Genomic DNA, 19,297 nt, shown 5'->3' on the forward strand with positions numbered 1-19,297 from the left:
TGTAGCGAAGAACGCAGGGCGCGCCGCAGCGGCCCCGCCTTCACGACTTACCATTGCATGGCCGCGCCGACGCCGACCGTGGTGCCGCCGGGACTCATGCCGACGCCGGCCTTCATCTTCAGGTTCTCGGTGAGGCGAGCCGTGCCGCCAATCGCCACCGCCTGATAGCCGCGGAAACCCGCCGTGCCGATACCGAGCGACAGCGTCTTGTCCTTGTCGACTTCCGGAATCATCGTGAGCGCGGTTGCTGCCGCGATGCCCGAGTACGCGTTGCGCGCCGTCGAGTTGATGCCGTTCTGCAACTCGTTCATGCGTGCGTCCGTGTAAGCGTTGGCCTGGGAAAGCGCGGCGTTCAGCTGCTGGACGTTGACGGCATCCGTCGGCGCGGTGCCGGCCGCAACGTTGATGACCTGCCGGTTCGTCCCCGCGGAGCCGACTGCCACGACATTCGCGCGGCCGCCGTCGTTACTGTCCGTGCCGAGCGCGGTGGACCCGGCGCCCGTCGACGTTGCGCCTGCGCCCACCGCGGTCGAGCCGGCGCCCGACGCGGTCGACCCATTACCGACCGCCGAGCTGTTCGTACCGGACGCCACGGCGCCCTGGCCACCCGCCGACGAGTTCGACCCCGAGGGCGTCGGCGGCGTCGGCGTGCCGGGCGACGACGAGAAGCTGCCGCCGTTGTTGACCGTCTGCTGGTTGATGAGCGTGGTCAGGCGGCTTGCCACTGCATCGAGCTGCGATACGTTCACGGCGTCCGTGCCCGCTTTGCCCGCAGCAAGGCCCGTGATCTGCCGGTTGCCGATGTTCACCTCGCCCGCCGACGACTGCGGACTGCTCAGCCCATACGCGATGTAATTGCTCAACGCGCCGACCGTCGTCACGGATCCGGCGCCGAGCGCCACACTGTTCGCGAAGGTGGCGCTCGCGCCGGCGCCCAGCGCGAGCGCGTCGATTGCACTGCTGTGCGAGGCCGAGCCAATGGCGACGGAACCCGCATTCGCCGCGCTCGCATTCGCGCCCTGAGCAATCGACTGCGCGCCGCTCGCCACCGAGCCGCTGCCGAGCGCAATCGCGTCGGCCTGCGCCGAGCTCGCCGCCTGGCCAATGGCAACGCCGCCCGGCGCAGTGGAGTCGACAATGGCGCCGTTGCCCATGCCCACGCCGTTGTCGCCGTTGACGACGGTGGTTGGGCCAACCGCAATGGACTCCGCGCCGACCGCCAGTGAATCCGCCGCCGTCGAGTTCGCGTGGAAGTACAGCTGCCCGGTCACTGCAAAGGACGACAACGCGCCCTGCAATTGACGGATGGTGACCGCATCGTGTGCCTGCGTACCGTCGGCGACATTCGTCAACTGACGATACGTGTTGCCGCTTGCGCTGCCGAACGACACCGCGCCGAGCAGCGTCTGGTCCGCGGTGTTGAACGGAATCGAGTGCGTGCCGTTGGCAATCGAGCCCACACCCGACAGCACTGCGCGGTCCGACACGGAACCCGAGCCAATCGCGACGCCGCCCGCCACCGATGCGCTCGACGACGCGCCCAGCGCCACCGCGTTGTTCGCAAGCGCCGCCGCGCCATTGCCGCCGGCAAAGCTGCTTGCGCCGCTCGCCGTGGCCGCCACGCCCGCCGCCAGGGCGTTGAGCCCTGTCGCGCCGTCGTTGTTGTAGTTGCCGCCTTGAGTGCCGCCGTCGTTGACGCTGTAGTAGTGCTTGGCGTTTGCCGTCACCACGCTGGCGAGGTTGTCGACTGCCTGGTCGGTCGCGTAGAGCTGCGAGCCGTTCACGGCGTCCGTGCTGCTCCCGCTCACGCGGCCCGCAGCCACGTTGGTCACCGTGCGCTCGTGACCGACGCTGCCGACACTGACCGTGCTCGTCGGCGACGTGCCGGCATAGGAGTAAGCCGTGCCGTTGATGGTGTCACCCGTAGTCGCCACGGCGGCGGCGCTCGTCGAGCCGCTGCCGAGCGCCACGTCGTTCGCATTGTTCGCGGACGCGCCCTGGCCGAGCGCCGTGCTGCCGGCGCCCGTGGCCGTCGCGCCGACGCCTGCGGCCAGTGCGTTCGTGCCGGTTGCACCGTCGTTGTTGTAGTTGCCGCCTTGCGTGCCCCCGTCGTTGACGCTGTAGTAGTGTGTCCTGTCCGCGGCGACGGTGGTGGCCAGCGCGTCGATAGCCTGGTTGCTCTGGTACAGCTGCGAGCCGTTCACGGCGTCCGTACTGGTCGCGCTCAGGCTGCCGGCGGCCACGTTCTGGAGCTGCCGCTCGGCGCCCGCCGTGCCCACGCTCACCACGCTGGTCGGATTGGTGCCCGCAAAGCCGTAGACCGTGCCATTGATCGTCGTGCTGGCGGTCGGCGTGGGCGCGCCGGTTAGCGATCCGGCGCCGAGCGCCACACTGTTCGCGAAGGTGGCGCTCGCGCCGGCGCCCAGCGCGAGCGCGTCGATTGCACTGCTGTGCGAGGCCGAGCCAATGGCGACGGAACCCGCATTCGCCGCGCTCGCATTCGCGCCCTGAGCAATCGACTGCGCGCCGCTCGCCACCGAGCCGCTGCCGAGCGCAATCGCGTCGGCCTGCGCCGAGCTCGCCGCCTGGCCAATGGCAACGCCGCCCGGCGCAGTGGAGTCGACAATGGCGCCGTTGCCCATGCCCACGCCGTTGTCGCCGTTGACGACGGTGGTTGGGCCAACCGCAATGGACTCCGCGCCGACCGCCAGTGAATCCGCCGCCGTCGAGTTCGCGTGGAAGTACAGCTGCCCGGTCACTGCAAAGGACGACAACGCGCCCTGCAATTGACGGATGGTGACCGCATCGTGTGCCTGCGTACCGTCGGCGACATTCGTCAACTGACGATACGTGTTGCCGCTTGCGCTGCCGAACGACACCGCGCCGAGCAGCGTCTGGTCCGCGGTGTTGAACGGAATCGAGTGCGTGCCGTTGGCAATCGAGCCCACACCCGACAGCACTGCGCGGTCCGACACGGAACCCGAGCCAATCGCGACGCCGCCCGCTATCGATGCGCTCGACGACGCGCCCAGCGCCACCGCGTTGTTCGCAAGCGCCGCCGCGCCATTGCCGCCGGCAAAGCTGCTTGCGCCACTCGCCGTGGCCGCCACGCCCGCCGCGAGGGCGTTGAGCCCTGTCGCGCCGTCGTTGTTGTAGTTGCCGCCTTGAGTGCCACCGTCGTTGACGCTGTAGTAGTGCGTCTTGTCGGCGGCGACCGTGGTCGCGAGGCTGTCTACCGCCTGGTTCGTCTGGTAGAGCTGCGAGCCGTTCACGGCGTCCGTGCTGCTCCCGCTCAAGCTGCCCGCCGCGACGTTCTGGATTTGCCGCTCGGCGCCCGCCGCGCCCACGCTGACGACGCTCGTTGGATTCGCGCCTGCGAAGCTGTACACCGTGCCGTTGATCGTGGCGCTGCCGGTCGGCGCGGCGGCGCCTGTCTGCGAGCCCGAGCCGAGTGCGACATCGCCCGTGTTGTTGGCGACCGCGTTCGGGCCTATCGCGACGCTGTCGGTTCCGAGCGCCTGGCTGTCGGGCGCCGTCGAGTTCGCGTGGAAATACTTGATGCCGGGCGCGCTGCCGCCGCCGGTGATAGCCGTGATGAGATTCTGCACCGAGCTATAGGTGTTGCCGCCATAGCTGAGGCTCGTGGTCAGCGCGCCGGTCGTGCTGTTGTACGTGGTGCCACCGCCGAGGCTCGACGCCACGCTGTTGCCGAGGTTCGTCACCTGGCCGCCGATCGTGTTGATGGCGGTATCCGCGGCGAAAAGCTGCGAGCCGTTCACGGCGTCCGTGCTCGACGCGCTCACGCGTCCAGCCGCCACATTGGTCAGCTGACGGGGCGCCGCCGCGGTGCCGACGCTGACCACGCCCGCGGGCGCACCGCCTGCGTAAATGACACTCGTGCCGTTGATGGTGCCGCTACCGGTCGGCACCGCGGCGGACGTGACCGTCGACCCCTGACCCAGCGCCACATTCGAACCGCTGACGCCGCTTGCGATGCTCGCGCCCTGGCCAAGCACGGTGGAATTCGCCACGCCGTTATCCGTGGACTGATTGCCGACGACGAGCGAAGCCGCGCCGCTCGCCGAAGCGCCGAAGCCGCCCGCTGCCGCATTGGCACCGGAGGAAACCGGCTGCGTCGACGTGACCGAGTTGTTGGACACGAAGGGGCCGACGCTGCCGCTCGTCAGGCTGTCGACCGCCTGGTTGGTCGCGTACAGTTCGCTGCCGTTCACTGCGTCCGTGCTCGTCGCGCTCACGCGTCCCGCGGCGAGATTCGTGAGCGTGCGCTCATTGCCCACCGAGCCGATGCTCACGGTGCTGCCGGGCGTCGTGCCTTGCACGGCGCGCGTGACGCCGCCCACGGTCACGCTCGCCGTATCGACGGGCGCTGCGGTCGTGCTGCCGGCGCCGAGCGCCACGGCGTTTGCATTGGTCGCCGATGCGCCCGCGCCCAACGCAATCGCGCCGCCCAGGTTCGCCACGGCCGAATCGCCGAGCGCGAGGGCGCTCGCGCCCGTTGCGTTGCTCGCGTTGCCGAGCGCAACCGCGCCCTGGCCGCTCGCCGTGTTGCCGTTGCCTTGCGCGACCGCGCCGTTGCCGGTTGCCGTGTTGTCCGCGCCCACCGCGATTGCGCCGTTGCCCGTCGCGCTATTCGGATCGCCGATGGCGACCGCGCCGTTGCCGCTCACTGTCTGCGCCTGACCGAGCGCGACCGCGCCGGTCCCGCTCAACACCTGAGAACTGTGACCACCGGCAATCGAACCGGCACCGGCGGTCCCCGCGACCTTGTTGCTGTCGCCGATAGCCACCGTCGACGCAGCGAGCGCCTGCGACGTAAAGCCGATCGCCGTCGCATTGCCGCTGCTCGCGGCTGCCTGGTTGCCCAACGCAACCGCGCTGCTTGCCGACGCCGTTGCATTCGTCCCCATCGCGATGGCGTTCGCATTCGCGCCCGTGGCGGCTGAATCGCCAATCGCAATCGACGACGCGCCGCCCGAGCTCGCGCCGGAGCCGATCGCCACCGCGCGAATACCCGAAGCCGCGGCGCCGCCGACGGCTGCGGGCGCGGACGCGCCGCCTTCCGCGACTGAATCGGCCCCGCCGAGAGCGATTGCATTGGCACCGCTCGCGCTCGAGCCGTTCATCATGCCGAGCGAATTGAGTCCCGAGGCAGTTGCTCCCGCTCCCAGCGCCACTGCGTTCTGCGCAGTGGCCGAGGCCACCGTGCCGGCCGCCAGCGACGACGCACCGGACGCGCGCACGTCCGTGCCGATGCCGACGGCTCCCGCCGCCGTTGCGCCAGTGCCCGCGACGGTGCGCGCGCCCAGATACACGGCATTGAGCCCGCTGGCGATGGACTGAAAGCCGACGGCGATGGAATGCGTCCCCGAGCCGTTGGCGATATAGCCAAGCGCAACGGCGGCGGCTCCGCTGCCCACCGCCTGATAACCAAACGCGGCAGCATAGTCGCCGGTCGACGTCACGTCCGTGCCGATGGCAATGGACGACTGTCCGCTCGATCCCGTGCCGGCGGCAGTGCGCGCGCCGAGATACAGCGCATTCACACCTGTGGCACTCGCTCCCGAACCCACCGCGACACCGTTTGTTTGCGAGCCGACCGCGCCGCCGCCCACTGCCACCGCGCCCGAGGCGGCGGCGCTCGAACTGGCGCCCATCGCGACACCGTTGTCTCCCGTGGCCTTCGCCGTCGGCCCGACCGCGGTCGACAGGTTGCCGCTGGAAACCGCATCAACGCCGATACCGATAGCCCCGTTTCCGCTGGCCGTCACATCCGTACCAATGCCGATGGCGGACTCCGCGGTCGCGCCCGTGCCAGGAGCAGTGCGCGCGCCCATGTAAATGGCGTTGGTCGTCGATGCAATGGCCTGGAAGCCGAACGATATTGCGTTAAGCCCCGTACTGCTCGCGCCATAGCCCACGGCAGTGGCGCCGCCCCCAGTCGCCGCGGACATGTAGCCCACGCACGTGGTGCTGCCGCTATAAAAGTTGTAGGGCGCCGTCGAGCAACTCGCCTGCGCCAGCGCCTGCGTGCTCCATCCGCCTACGCCCATGGCGAGCAACATGGTGAGCACGCGAGGATTCGCCCCGCGCGGCTCGCACTCGCCTCGTTCACCGTGGCGTCCATCGCGGACCGAGGCAGCCGCCCCTGATTTTCCCTTGCCGCGCGACGTATCCAACTCCGACGCCGCGACGAATGCACCCAGCGCCTTGTTCCAGATGGTCCGATATGCCCTGTTCATGTCGTTGTCTCTCTGAATAATTGAAACGCGATGCTCGTAAGCACAGGCGTGCGCCCGCCTCCTGTTGCTTAGGATGCCTATTTACTGTGCTTAAAACGTCTGCAGTGGCGCGTTGCCTTAGCGCCGGGGTTCCCGAAGTCGCTTATGACCTTGGTGAACGACGAGCCGCGAATGCGAGCGAAGAACGCTGCGCACACATCCGGTTCGTGTGCAGAAAGGAAATGCAGACTTCAGTCGGAGAGCCGGCTTTCTGACGAGCTGACCGCTGAGACGATGAATAATCTGCCGCGTTAGGAAGGCCCGAACGGACACGGCATAGCGGCTGCGATTGGGCGGAGAAGCGCCAACTGTCGGCCTTGATATTGTTTTTTTACCGAGCATGTGCCCGGACTCTTTTCGCCTCGGATACTCATGGTTGCCTGCCCCTGATGTCGCATCATTTCGTTTCGCCGGCGCTTAATGGCTTGATGTCTTTTGCCACGCGCAAGCGCTGTTTTAATCAAATGAATGAGCACTATGTGAGACGAGCTTCAACCTGCCCGGGTTAGATGTGGTGCCTCTCCCGAGGTGTTGCGTAAGAAAGGGAAAGATGCGTGCTCATGGCCACTTTCTCATAAGACTTTTTATTTGTCCACGGAAAGCCTGCGACTATTTCGGGGTATTGCAAGATTTGACAATTAAAGAAGCGGTCGCAATTGGGGCTCATTCACGAAACTGTCTCGCAGTTATGCATGGCGGGGTGGAATTGGGAGAGAACCCTCACGGTGAGCCGGGAGAGTGCGACGCGCGAGTACGGGATTGCTAACGCGCCAACGGTCACCTTACAAGGTGCCATTCGGTCCGTATGCATTTTTTAATGCATTTCCCCGCTAAATGGCAGAGGTGGATTAATACTTTTTTGTCGCTATTTCGAGCGACGAACAATCAGTATTTTTTACAGCATGCTTGCGCGGATAGGTGGCGCGTTGAATTGACGGAAATGGCCATGATGCGTAAAGGAGTACACCGCGATGCCCGCATAACGCGAGACATCGCGGTGGCGTCATGCCATGCTCAAAGCTGGTTCTGACTTACCAGCGATAGCCCACGCCGGCGCCCGCGCCCACGGAGCCGTGGCCGGACACGCCCGTCGTCACCGAGCCTTTGACCATCCATTTAGCGGTCGCGATAGAAAGCCCGACGGCCATCGCGCTCTGTCCGCCGTAGGTTCCGGCACCCATGGCGACGACCTTCTCACCGGGCAACACGGCCTGCGGCAGGTTGGCCATTGCAATGGCGCTCGCCGAGCCGGCGTTCGCGTCGCGGCGATACTTCTGCATGTCGTCGCGAACGCTGTTCACTGCGCTATTCAATTGACGCACGTTCACAGCGTCGGTCGGAGCCGTACCGTCCGCAACGTTGGTGATCTGACGCTCAGCACCCGGTGCACCGACCGAAACCGTGTTGTCCCGGTCTGCGACTGAATTTGCACCCAGGGCAACCGAATTGTTCGCGGTGACCTGAGAGTTCGTGCCCACTGCCGTTCCGTTCGCGCCAGTGACACTGGCGCCGTCGCCGATTGCGGTTCCATTCGTCGCCGTGACTTTGGAACCTGTGCCAATGGCCGTTGTACGCGCAGCCGTGACAGTCGAGTTCGTGCCGATCGCCGTTCCATCGTTGCCCGAAACATTCGAACCGGTGCCGATGGCGGTGCCGTTCTGCACGGACACGACCGAGTTCGTGCCCACTGCAGTGCCGGTGGGATCAGCCGTGGTGCCGGTCGAGCCGGTGGTCGAAAGCGTGTTGACGGTGGTGGTGAGCGACGTGAGGTTATTGGAGAGCGCCGCAACCTGCGAGGCCACCGAGAAAAGCTGCGAGCCGTTCACGGCGTCCGTGCTGGTCGCGCTGATCTGACCCGCGGCGACGTTTTGCAACTGGTGCTCCTGACCGACGGCGCCGATACTCACCACGCCGAGCGGCGTCGAGCCGGCGAAGCCACCGAACGTCACTCCATTCAGCGTGACGCTATTTACGTTCGATGCGGCGCGCGTGACCGCGCCGGAACCGAGCGCGGTCGATTCCGCAGTCGAAGCCACAGCCGCGTTGCCGATCGCTATAGAGTTCGCGCCGGTCGCCTGCGAGAGACCGCCAAGTGCGACCGTACCCGCCACGGCAGCGTTGGCGCTGACGCCCATGGAAATGGAACCGTTGCCTTGTGCAAAGGCGCTATTTCCGATGGCGACGGCTTCACCGTTGACCGCCTGCGCCGCTACGCCGATGGCAACCGGCGAGGCAGGTGCGCCCGACGACGTTGCAATCGCGTTCTGTCCAATTGCAATGGCGACGCTGCCCGCTCCGCCATTGGCGACAGCCCCGGCGCCTTGTGCGATCGCGCCGAAACCGGAAGCAGAACTGCCGTTACCAATTGCGATATTGTTCGTGCCGTTGGCGACTGCAGCAGCCCCTAAGGCTACAGAGTTAGCAGCAGTTGCCGCGGCATTCTCACCAATCGCGATGGCGTTCTGCGCAGTTGCCTGTGCGCGCGAAATCGACACACTGCCGATACCCGATGCAACGGAATCGACGCCGACTGCCGTAGCGTCAGATGCGTTCGCACTCGCCTGGAAACCCACCGCCGTTCCGCCGGCGGCTGAACTATTGGTACCGACCGCCGTCGAGAATTCAGAAGTCGTGTGTGCAAGAGCACCGATTGCAGTCGCGTCGCCGGTCGTCGTGGTTGCCCCACCGCCGAACGCGACTGCTCTCGCGCCATTTGCGACCGAATTTGCGCCGACCGCCGTAGCATTCGCGCCATTCGCCGTGACCGTATCGCCCACCGCCGTCGCGGCACCGCCTTGCGCGGACACATTGATGCCGACAGCCGTATTCTGGCTTGATCCGTCCGCACCGGCGACCGCAGGGAACACTCCGCCCGTGCTCGCGGTAGGCGCCGTTGCGCCCCCGACGGTTGCAGTCTGACCGGCGTTTTCGCCACCGACCGCAAGGTTATCCGCGTGTGCATATCCCGCCGACAGCATCAACGCTGTGAGAACTGCCAGCGCAGCTTTCGACTTCGCCGGAGTGCCGGCCCGTCGACCTCCCATTTGCACCGCGCCGCCTTGCACTCCGCAGTGCATGTCTGCCGCGGTTTCCAACGCGCCAAACCCTCGATTCGAAACCACCCTGTGTCGGCTCATGTTCATTGCGTTTTCCGTTCTGACTTCTCTAGTGGACAAAAGGATTTCCTTTCGCTCTCTCCGCGGCGGCGTCTATGGCAACAACCTCGTATGCCCGCGCCTCCGATGGCCCGCGTCCGCCGCCTGAAGCGCCGCAGATCGGAACCATTCCTTATCAGCGACATCCCATGAAACTTCTGGAAATGCCGTGTAAGCGTCAGCGGAATTATGGGTAGCGCAATTCGCCTACTCGTTTGCGCGAGCGGCAAATTGCTTTGCTGGAGAGAAAATTCTTTCTTCATCCGCCATGAACCTGGTCGTCTAACGCCATCCCTCGCGAGTTCTCATGCGAAGCGAATCGGCGTCGTTCGCAACGAACCTCGCCAGGCCGCAAAACTCAGCACGAAATATGTATCTGTTATTCTTCCCGCCGCTGTTGGGTCTCTGAGCCGATATCCGCCGACGCTCAACCCACTATGTGGTCGTCAATCAACCCCGAGAACGTCACCCGCAAGGTGTGTCCCCTTTAACGATGCCGCCTCTGAATACCGCCCTCGCAGGTGCCCATCTTCTTGTTGTGGACGATCAGCCGGACCAGCTTCGATTGTTAATTGACGTTCTACGACATGCCGGATGCCGGATCAGCGTGGGATTCGACGGATCGCAGGCGTATGAACGGGCGCTCGCCATTTCGCCCGATCTGATTCTGATGGACGTGCGCATGCCGCGCATGGATGGCTTCGCGGCTTGCCGGCTTCTGGCCGCGGACCCTCGCACGTCCGCGATTCCCGTCATTTTCCTCACGGTGGCCGGCGATCTGGACGAGCGTCTGAACGGACTGGAGATCGGCGCAGTCGACTATGTGTTAAAGCCATTCGATGCCGCCGAGGTGCTCGCGCGCATTCGCGTGCACCTTACGCGTGCAGGCGGCCAGCGGGAAGTTCAGGACTACGGGTTCGCCGTCGACACCACCGGCAACGGCGTACTTGTTCGCGCCGCCATCCAGCATCTGTCGCAAAGACTGAACGATCCGCCGACGGTCGAGCATCTCGCGCGTTTGCTGGGAACGAATGAAAAGCGCCTGTCGCGCGCCTTTCGCGAGAACCTCGGCCAAACGGTGTTCGAGTACCTTCGGGAAGAGCGCCTGCGGGTCGCGCAAACGCTCTTGAGCACGACGCCTTTGAGCATTGCGAGCATCGCTGAAGAGATTGGCTTTTCCAGCGCCGCGAATTTCGCCACGGCATTTCGCGAGCGATTCGAGGTAACGCCGTCGGCGTATCGCGACGAACATCGCATTCAAGGCGCCGCAGACCCGAACCAGCCAGCCGCCGATGCAGACTGACTTCACCATGCGTGCAGCCCTGTGGCAGCGCGTCCTGTTCATGTGCTTCATGTGGTGGAGCACGCATGCGTTCGGCGCCGGCCTCAGCCCGACAAGCGGCGACCAACAACACGCGCTCGCGTTGGGCCCAATACAGGCATTCGAAGATGTCAGCGGCAAGCTGCCATTGCAGGACATTGCCGCCCTCTCTGAACACAACCCGCACGGCTTCGTTACTCTGGACGACAAGCGCTTAAAACCGGGCTTCACTCGCTCTGTCTGGTGGCTGCGCGTGGACGCTAGCAACCGCGGCCTGACAGCCGTGCCGCTCGTTCTCGCGCTTCTCGACGCGCGCCTCGAACACGTGGACTTTTACGTGAAGCGCAGCGGTAATTGGACCCCTTCCAATTCAAGTCCGGACGATGCAGCCTCCTCGCAAGTTTTATCGCGCTATCCGCAAATGGAGTTCACGCTTGCGCCGGGTGAACAGTTGCCTGTTCTCATCCGCGTAACGAGCGATACCGCGCTCGCGCTGGAACCCATGCTTTATTCGACGGCGGCGTTCGACGCACTCGAAAAACGCGCCGCGCTGTGGGATGGCGGATTGATCGGCGGGACTTTGGCATTGGCGTGGTGTGCGTTACTGATCGCCTACTTTTCGCGCAGCGGCTCGTTTCTCGTGCTGGCGGCCATGTGCTTCATGACCGCGCTGTTCGACGCGGCAGATCGCGGGTACACAAAAATATACTTCTGGCCGCATGCAACCGACTGGAACGCCAGAAGTGTGACGGTGTTCGGCTGCACCGCCGTTTTCCTGTTCATCGTGTTCATCCTGCGCATGGCAAGCAATGAAAAAGCGAATCTGCCGGCGCGCTACATTCTGTTGAGCTTCGCGTTGTTCGAGTGCATCGCAGCCGCGGGAGCGGCATTCGGCAATCTGTTCGTCTTCGTTCAACTCGGCATGTACGGCAACGCCGTTTTCGGCATCGTCCAGATCGGTGTGGCTGCAACGCTCGCCCGGCGCTCGACGCCGACTGCGCGCATCATGCTGCTGGCAGTGATCTTCGCGCTATTCAATTTCGCATTGCGCATGCTCGAAACACTCGGCTCATTGCCGCCGGGTCTCACCTGGTTGAAGTCCGATATTCATCCGAACCCGGTCGTCTCGGTAATTGGGCTCGCCACTCACCTGATCGTGCTGGCGGCATGGATCAACCACGTCGGCAAACAGCGCCTCGCGGCCAGAGCCGAACTTGCCGATTGGCAGAGAACCGAGCACGACCGGCTCCGCGAGCAAGTCGAGCGGCGCACACTGGAACTCAATGAAGCGCTGCTTTACGCGGAAGAGAGAAACCAGCAAAAGATCGAAACGCTTGGCTATGTCAGTCACGACCTTCGCGCGCCGCTCGCCACTATTTCCAGCTATGCACGGCTGCTGCTTAATGCGGCGGATTCGAAGCAAAGTACGTTGATCCACGCAATCGAGCGCAGTGTGAATTACCAGCTCGGTCTGATCGACGAGCTGATCGGCTATGCGAAGGCCGAATTGCAACCGCTGGACATCGCGCCGACCGAAACCGACCTGCCTTCGCTGCTGGATGACATCGCCGAGTACGCGGTAGCGCTGTGCGCGCAATTGAACAACCAGTTCCACTATCAGGCATTGACCTCGTTGCCCCGCCAGTTGACGATCGACGGCCGCCGCTTGCAACAGGTACTGCTGAATCTCTTATCCAATGCCTCGAAGTTCACGCGCGACGGCACCGTCATGATGACAGTCAGAGCGCGCCGACGTGGCCGGCACTGGCACATGGGCTTCGAGGTCGCGGATACCGGCATCGGTATCGAACTCGAAGAGCAGTCCAAACTGTTCACCGCCTTTCGCCAGATACAGAGCGTGAACGGCAGCACAGGGCTTGGCCTTTATATCGCACAGCGCATTGTCAACACCATGGGCGGCGAGTTGCGCGTGGCGAGCGCACCGCGTGATGGAACGTCATTCTCGTTTGAACTCGTCGTTGCCATTGCCGACGATTGGGAGGCTTCGCCGCTGAACGTCGTACCGTATTCATCGAGCGGAGCTGCATCGCCGCGGCTTCACATCGGGCGGCGGCGTGCCGACGCCGTTCCTCCTGATAGCGATCGCCGGCAATTGGCCGTGCTCGCAAAAGACGGGCGCCTTACTGACATCGAACAATGGATCGGGAACATGCTCGTGCTTCACCCGTCATGCGCGGCGTTTCTCACTGCAGTTCGTCATTGCGTGGAAGCGCTGGACTTCGCAGGTGTCGAAGCGCTCGCCCTCACACCGCACGACACCACCAACGTCTCATGAAAGCGAGCACATGGCCTTATTGCGTTTAAACAATGAACACCCGCGCCCGCAGAACCCTGGGCAATTGATGACAGGTGGAATGTTCCGGGCAAGGCGCGCGGGCCGCCATGCCATCATGACCGCGATGAAGGGCATGGTGCTCGCCGCGGCCGCCGGCCATGCGCACGCACAGGCGACGCAATCGGCACAAGACGCGACCGCGCAAATTGACGCGACGCCCGGCATCTCGCTGCCTGCGATCACGGTGAAAGACCCGCGCAATGAGTCGTCGGTCGGACTCGTCGGCAAACGTAGCCGAACCGGCACCAAAACAGACACGCCGATCGCTGAGATTCCTCAAACGATCAACGTCGTCACCGCGGAGCAGATCGAGATGACGGGCGCGACCGACATCAACCAGGCGCTGCGCTACATACCTGGCTTCTCGTCCTTCGGGTCGGATGCGCGCACGGACTGGTATGCGGCACTGCGCGGCTTCACGCCGACGTTGTTCGTCGACGGATTGCAGACGCCGAATACCGCGGCCCTCGCCGCCTGGCGCGTCGACCCTTATATGATCGACAGTGCCACCGTGCTGCGCGGGCCGACCTCGGTACTGTACGGCGCCGGCGACCCGGGCGCGATGGTCGACGTGCAGACGGCGCAAGCCGACGGCACGCGCGTGCGCGAAATCGGCGTGCAACTCGGCAACTACGCGCGCAAGCAAACGATGATCGATCTCGGCGACACGCTCGACGCCGACGGCAAATACGCCTATCGCTTTCTCGGCGTGGCGCGCGACGGCAACGCACTGACCGGGCCGAACATGGACCAGCGTGTGGCGCTCGCGCCGTCGTTTCGCTGGCGGCCGAACGCAAGCACCTCGCTGACACTCACCGCGACGTACCTGCAAGACCGCGGCGACATTTCATATAACTTCTTGCCGGCGCAGGGCACCGTCTTGCCGAATCCGAACGGCCCATTGTCACCGGACGTCTATATGGGCGATCCGGCGTTCAATCACTATCAGAAGAAGCAGCAGTCGGTCGGCTACCAGTTTTCTCATGACCTGGATTCGATCTGGACGCTGCATCAGAACCTGCGCTGGATGCATCTTTCCGGCGACGACGGGTCGGTCTTCGGCGCTGGGTTTGCACCGCACAGCATGACCGACATGACGCGCTATGCAGGCTTGTTCCAGATGAACTACAGCCGTTTCGACGTGGACAACCACGCGCAAGCGCGCTTCGGCACAGGGCCACTGGAGCACACGCTGCTGCTCGGCTTTCAGTACAACAGGCAGACGACGACCGAAAGCGTGTGGCTCGCCCAGGCGCCGTACCTCGATCTTTACAACCCGGTCTATACGCCGGTTAGCACCGCAATCTTTTCGGGCCGCACGTCGTTCGGCCACACCGACACCTATACGGCGATGAACACATTCGCCACCTACGCGCAGGATCAGATCAAGGCGGGGCGATGGACCATGACGCTCGGCGGCCGCGAGGATTGGGTCGACATGCACGAGGACAACCGTCAGACCGGCACGCGGATCAAACAGACCAACAGCGCGTTCTCGGGCCGGGTCGGGCTCACCTATCAGGGCGACTATGGGCTATCGCCCTACGTCAGCTATTCGACTTCGTTCAATCCGGTCATCGGCGTCAACATGAACGGGGGCGGTCTGCCCAAACCGACGCGCGGCCGCCAGATCGAGGCCGGTGTGCGCTGGCAGCCTGCTGCCAGGAATGTGCTGCTGAGCGCCGCCGTCTACGAGATCCATCAGACGAACGTCGTCACGCCGGCCCCGGCGAATCTGGATCCGACCGGCACCTCGTTCGTGCAGACGGGCGAGGTGCGTTCGCGCGGCGTCGAGCTGAACGCTGTGGGCAATATAACGCGCGATCTGTCCATCATCGCGTCGTACGTCTATCAGGACGTGAAGAACATCAAGGCCAACGACGCGTCGCTAAACCATTGGCCGGTCGACGTTCCGCGTCCGCGTCAGATGGCGTCGCTGTGGACCGACTGGACATGGCATACGGGCGCGTTAGCGGGCTTCGGCATGGGCGCGGGCATCCGCTATCAGAGCGCGCTGGCCGGCGCGCCCGACAACTCGCTGAGAATCGCGAGCTACACGGTGTACGACGCCGCGCTGCACTACGACACCCGCAACTGGCGTCTCGCACTGAACGCGGCGAACCTGTTCGACCGTCGCTATGTGAGCGGCTGCCAATCGTACGCTGTCTGTGTGTTCGGCAACGAGCGCACTGTGCTGGCCAGCGCCAGATACAACTGGTGAGGACGCCATGCGAGCTGCCGGCAGTCCCGGCACTCTTTTGGCGGATGTGCTGCAACACCTGACGCAGCGGCCGCGTCACATCCGCGCAACGCTGGCCGGGCTCGCCTCGACACTCGGGGTTCGCGCCGCGCCTTGCCTGCCGCCGCGGATCGCATGCGCCGCGGGTTCCGGGCGATGAAAGAAATACCCCTGGAACTTGGACACGCCGAGCCGGCGCAGAAACTGCAACGTCGCGTGATTTTCGATACCCTCGGCCACGAGGTCGATCGCCATGTCGGCGGAAATGGAGACTGCCGCCTTCACCAGTGCCTGGCTGATCGGACCGGAGACGATGTCGGACGTCACCGAGCGATCGATCTTGATGCCGTCCACCGCGATCCGCTTGAGCACATCGAACGAGTTGTAGCCGGTGCCGAAATCGTCGAGATAAATTCGCACACCGTATGATCTGACCATGGCAACGAAGGCCAGCTCCTCTTCCGTCCAGTTGATTTCCTCGAGTTCGGTAATCTCGATCCACAGCATCGCCGCCACGTCGAGATTATCGGACAGCCGCTCGATTAGCCAGTTGCGAAACAGCGGATCCGCAATCGACCGCGCGCCGAGATTGACCGACAGATACGGGCATGGCGTGCCCCGATGCTTGACGCGCAGGCCATACAGCAATGGCAGCGCCTGATTGAAGATCATCTGGTCGATCCTCGTCATCAGATCGAAACGCTTGGCGGCCGACAAAAACATATGAGGACCGACGGGTTCGCCGGACGAATCCACGAACCGCGCCAATGCCTCATAACCGAATATCTCGCCGTCCGCCGATACGATCTTCTGCAAAAACAGCTTGAAATAGCCGTTCTCGAGGCCCTCCTGGATGCGGTACGACCATCCGGTCGTCAGGCGCGCGTCGACAATGGATGCCGCGTCGGGCCGATAAACGCAGACGCGATCGCGGCCCTCGCGTTTCGCGGCGCGGCAGGCGGCGTCGGCCCATGCCAGACACGCTGCGGCGCTCGCGGTTCCTGCAAGCACACTCGCCAGGCCGACACTCGCTCCGGGCACAAAGAGCCGCCCGTCGTGGACAAACCGATAGGCGTTCAACGCAGTGACGATGCGGTTCGCGACGGCGAGCGCCTGCTCTTCGTCGACGTCATGCAACAGCAGCACGAACTCGTCGCCGCCGAGCCGGCTCACCGTATCCGCCAAGCGCGCATGCTGGCGCAGCAAATGGGCAACTTCGGCGAGCAGCCGGTCGCCCGCGTCATGGCCGCATGCGTCGTTGACAACCTTGAACCGGTCGAGATCGACATATAGCAGACAAAGTGTCTCGTCGTGCCGGCCCGCGCCGCCGACGGCCTGTTCGAGCCGCCGCATGAAGCCGCGTCGATTGAGCAGTCCCGTGAGTTCCTCCTGCATGGCTTGGGTGGCCAGCGCTTCAGTCAACGCATGCACCTTTTCGGCGTCCTGCAGCACGGTGACGGTGCCGAGAATCTTGCCGTCCATCGCATGAAGCGGAGAACAGGAGATGGTCACGACGCGTCTTTGCCGACCGCGGGCCTGCAGGCCGACAAAATCGTCGATGCGCACCGGTTCGCCCGACGCGAGCACCGATACCGCCGGGCACGGCAGCGCCCTGGCGGTGCCGATTTCAAGCAGCCGCAGAACCGATGCGATCGGCTTATCCACGATGTCCGCGATCTCCATGCCCATGAGCTTCGCGGCCGCCACATTACACAGCGTCACCGCGCCGTTCAGATCGGTGCGGATCACGCCTTCCGCGAGCGAGGTCAGCGTCACCTGCGCGAGTTCCTGCGCTTCGTACAGCGCGGCGTCGCGCTGCACGCGCTCGGTGATGTCCTCGACCATTAAAAATGCTTCGGATGGCTGATCTTCGGCGTCGTAGGCCGTGACGACGAGATGGCTGCGCACCTGAATCACGACGCCGTCGCCGCGCGTGTAGCGCTTCTCGATCACCGCGCGCCCGTTACCCGACTTGACGCGATCGGGCATCGCCGATAAAGGCCGGGTCGGGTCGTCGTGCACCGTGATCTGCCGGAACGACCTGCCGATCAGGTCGGCCTTCTCATAGCGCAGCAGCTCGCACATTGCATTGTTAGCGTCGACGATCACGCCCTCGCCCACCACGATCGCGAATCCGACCGGCGTGTTCTCGAACGATGCGCGGAAGAAGCGCTGCGAATCTTCGAGTGCGGCTTGCGTGTCCTTGAGCGACGTGATGTCGTGCGCCTCCGCGAAGATGCGCACCACCTCGCCGCTCTCGCCGCGTAGCGGCCACATCGACATGTCGGTGCTCATGATGCGTCCATCGGCGGCACGCTGGCCGATCTCGAACTGAACATACTCGCCGCAGGCCGCGCGACGCACGCCGTCCCTGACGCGCGCGCGGTCGCTGTCGTCGAGCCACCAATGACCTTCCCACAGGTACAGCGAGCGTGTTTCTCCGGCGCTCAGGCCCGTGAATGCGTGGGCCACCGGATTGACGGCGACATGCCTGCCGTCGGGGTCGAGCACGGCAATGAAGCGCCGCGTCGTCTCGAAGATGCCGCGGAATCTCGCCTCGCTCTCGCGCAGCGCCTGATCGGCGCGCTTGCGCGTGTCGATATCCATCAGCGTGCCGATGATGCGCAGCGGCTTTCCGGCGTCGTTCCAACGGACCACCTTGCCGCGGTCGCTGACCCATTTGTAATGCCCGTCGGCGTGCCGCACGCGCAGCTCGCAATCGTAGTGTTCGGAGCGGCGCTCGAAGTGAGCTGTCTGCGCGCGCTGATAGGCCTCGACGTCATCGGGATGCAGACGGGCGAGCCAGTCCGCGGCCTGCGTGAAATTGGCGTGCGAGGCGCCGAGAATTTCGAGCATGCGGTCCGAATAGAACACGCTGTCCAATTCGATATCCCAGTCCCACAGGCCGATCTGGGCGTTCTCGATGGCGAGCGTCGCGCGCGTTTCGGACACGGCGAGCGCGTCGCGGGTTTCCAGCAGCTCCGTCACGTCCTGGACGACCGACACCGCCGACACGTCCGCGGCATCTGGCGCGCCCTCGAGCAGCGATACATGGACGCGCAGGTCGAGCGGCTTGCCGTCGCTTCGCAGATGGCGCCTCACGAGACTGAGACGCCCGCCCAGCTCGCGGGCCGTCAGCCGGATCTGCTCGAAACCGCCGTGCGGATCGTCGCCGGCCGTCAGATGCCCGGCCTCGGTGCCGATGAGTTCATCGCGGGCCGCGCCGACGATCCGGCAATACGCCTCGTTGACGCCGAGCAGACGCGCGCCGGGCGTACCGTCGTGGATCGCGAGCCCGAGCGGCGCATGCTCGAAAGCCGCGCGGAAAATGCGCTCCGAACGGTTCAACGCCTCGACGGCCTGATGGAGCTGCGCCTCGAGTTCCAGCTCGGTCTCAAGCCGCCTGATGTCTTCAAGACCCGACCCGTCCGCCGCCGGCTCGCGCGCCAAGGCGCGCGACGCATCATCGCGCCTGCGCCTCCATGCCTGAAATACCGTGCGAAGCTTCATGATGACATGTCGATGGTTGCGGACGGGCTCCCGGTCATGCGCTTTCCCCTATTCGTACTCATGGTTCATTTCCTTGTTCTGCCCGCCCGCGAGGTAGCGCATTTCCTCGGGGCGCGCCGGCACGCGGCAATCCAGCCATTCAACCTGTGTTAACGGCACGGTTGCGCCAAAGTCTTACATTCCGTCGACAACAAATGCCGTCAGGTTTTCCTGAATTTGCCGTGAGGAATCGTGCCGCCCTTTGCCCACACGCCCGAGCAGCGGCGCGTGGCCGAACATGCGTTCAGGCTTTCCTTACCCGATTCTGATCGCGCTTACCGTGCCGGGCTTGCGTCCGTTCACGACATCTCTCATAGTCTGCGTCTTGCGCGTTTTCGGGCGGCCCGACTGTGCGCCGATCCCTCATGACACGACCGG

At 64.4% G+C, this 19,297-nt stretch carries 6 protein-coding genes; 3 read left to right on the forward strand and 3 right to left on the reverse strand.

Going from position 1 to position 19,297, the window contains the following annotated elements; translation table 11 throughout:
• Positions 1–47: 47 nt before the first annotated feature.
• Both HV711_RS02895 and HV711_RS02900 read right to left on the reverse strand, forming a co-directional pair.
• On the reverse strand, positions 48–6,260 hold the full coding sequence (locus HV711_RS02895) for an ESPR-type extended signal peptide-containing protein (protein ID WP_175144991.1): 6,213 nt from the start codon (positions 6,258–6,260) through the stop codon (positions 48–50).
• A gap of 1,070 nt (positions 6,261–7,330) precedes the next feature.
• Positions 7,331–9,442 carry a YadA family autotransporter adhesin gene (locus HV711_RS02900; protein ID WP_035481485.1) on the reverse strand — a complete coding sequence of 704 codons (2,112 nt, stop codon included), beginning with the start codon at positions 9,440–9,442 and terminating at the stop codon, positions 7,331–7,333.
• 505 nt (positions 9,443–9,947) lie between these two features.
• Here HV711_RS02900 and HV711_RS02905 point away from each other — a divergent pair.
• The 3 genes from HV711_RS02905 (at position 9,948) to HV711_RS02915 (ending at position 15,352) form a co-directional block, all read left to right on the forward strand.
• Complete coding sequence (locus HV711_RS02905) at positions 9,948–10,757, forward strand: response regulator transcription factor (protein ID WP_035481486.1); 810 nt, start codon at positions 9,948–9,950, stop codon at positions 10,755–10,757.
• Positions 10,747–13,071 (forward strand): sensor histidine kinase, encoded by a 2,325-nt coding sequence (locus HV711_RS02910; RefSeq protein WP_035481489.1) that lies wholly within the window; start codon positions 10,747–10,749, stop codon positions 13,069–13,071. The genes HV711_RS02905 and HV711_RS02910 overlap by 11 nt, the downstream gene beginning before the upstream one ends.
• 79 nt (positions 13,072–13,150) lie before the next feature.
• Positions 13,151–15,352: a TonB-dependent siderophore receptor gene (locus tag HV711_RS02915; protein WP_254604740.1), complete on the forward strand. Its 2,202-nt coding sequence runs from the start codon at positions 13,151–13,153 to the stop codon at positions 15,350–15,352.
• Between the two features lie 75 nt (positions 15,353–15,427).
• Here the strand turns inward: HV711_RS02915 and HV711_RS02920 are convergent, their stop codons facing one another.
• Complete coding sequence (locus tag HV711_RS02920) at positions 15,428–18,880, reverse strand: bifunctional diguanylate cyclase/phosphodiesterase (protein WP_035481492.1); 3,453 nt, start codon at positions 18,878–18,880, stop codon at positions 15,428–15,430.
• Between the last annotated feature and the right edge of the window lie 417 nt (positions 18,881–19,297).

Origin of the sequence: Paraburkholderia phenoliruptrix, assembly GCF_902859825.1 — a bacterium.
In the GTDB taxonomy this organism is placed as follows: domain Bacteria; phylum Pseudomonadota; class Gammaproteobacteria; order Burkholderiales; family Burkholderiaceae; genus Paraburkholderia; species Paraburkholderia phenoliruptrix.

What these genes read in the sequence shown, in the direction of transcription:
- HV711_RS02900 (WP_035481485.1), bottom strand. Translation starts at nt 9,442, where the DNA reads ATGAACATGAGCCGACACAGGGTGGTTTCGAATCGAGGGTTTGGCGCG.
- HV711_RS02915 (WP_254604740.1), top strand. Translation starts at nt 13,151, where the DNA reads ATGTTCCGGGCAAGGCGCGCGGGCCGCCATGCCATCATGACCGCGATG.
- HV711_RS02905 (WP_035481486.1), top strand. Translation starts at nt 9,948, where the DNA reads ATGCCGCCTCTGAATACCGCCCTCGCAGGTGCCCATCTTCTTGTTGTG.
- HV711_RS02910 (WP_035481489.1), top strand. Translation starts at nt 10,747, where the DNA reads ATGCAGACTGACTTCACCATGCGTGCAGCCCTGTGGCAGCGCGTCCTG.
- HV711_RS02895 (WP_175144991.1), bottom strand. Translation starts at nt 6,260, where the DNA reads ATGAACAGGGCATATCGGACCATCTGGAACAAGGCGCTGGGTGCATTC.
- HV711_RS02920 (WP_035481492.1), bottom strand. Translation starts at nt 18,880, where the DNA reads ATGAAGCTTCGCACGGTATTTCAGGCATGGAGGCGCAGGCGCGATGAT.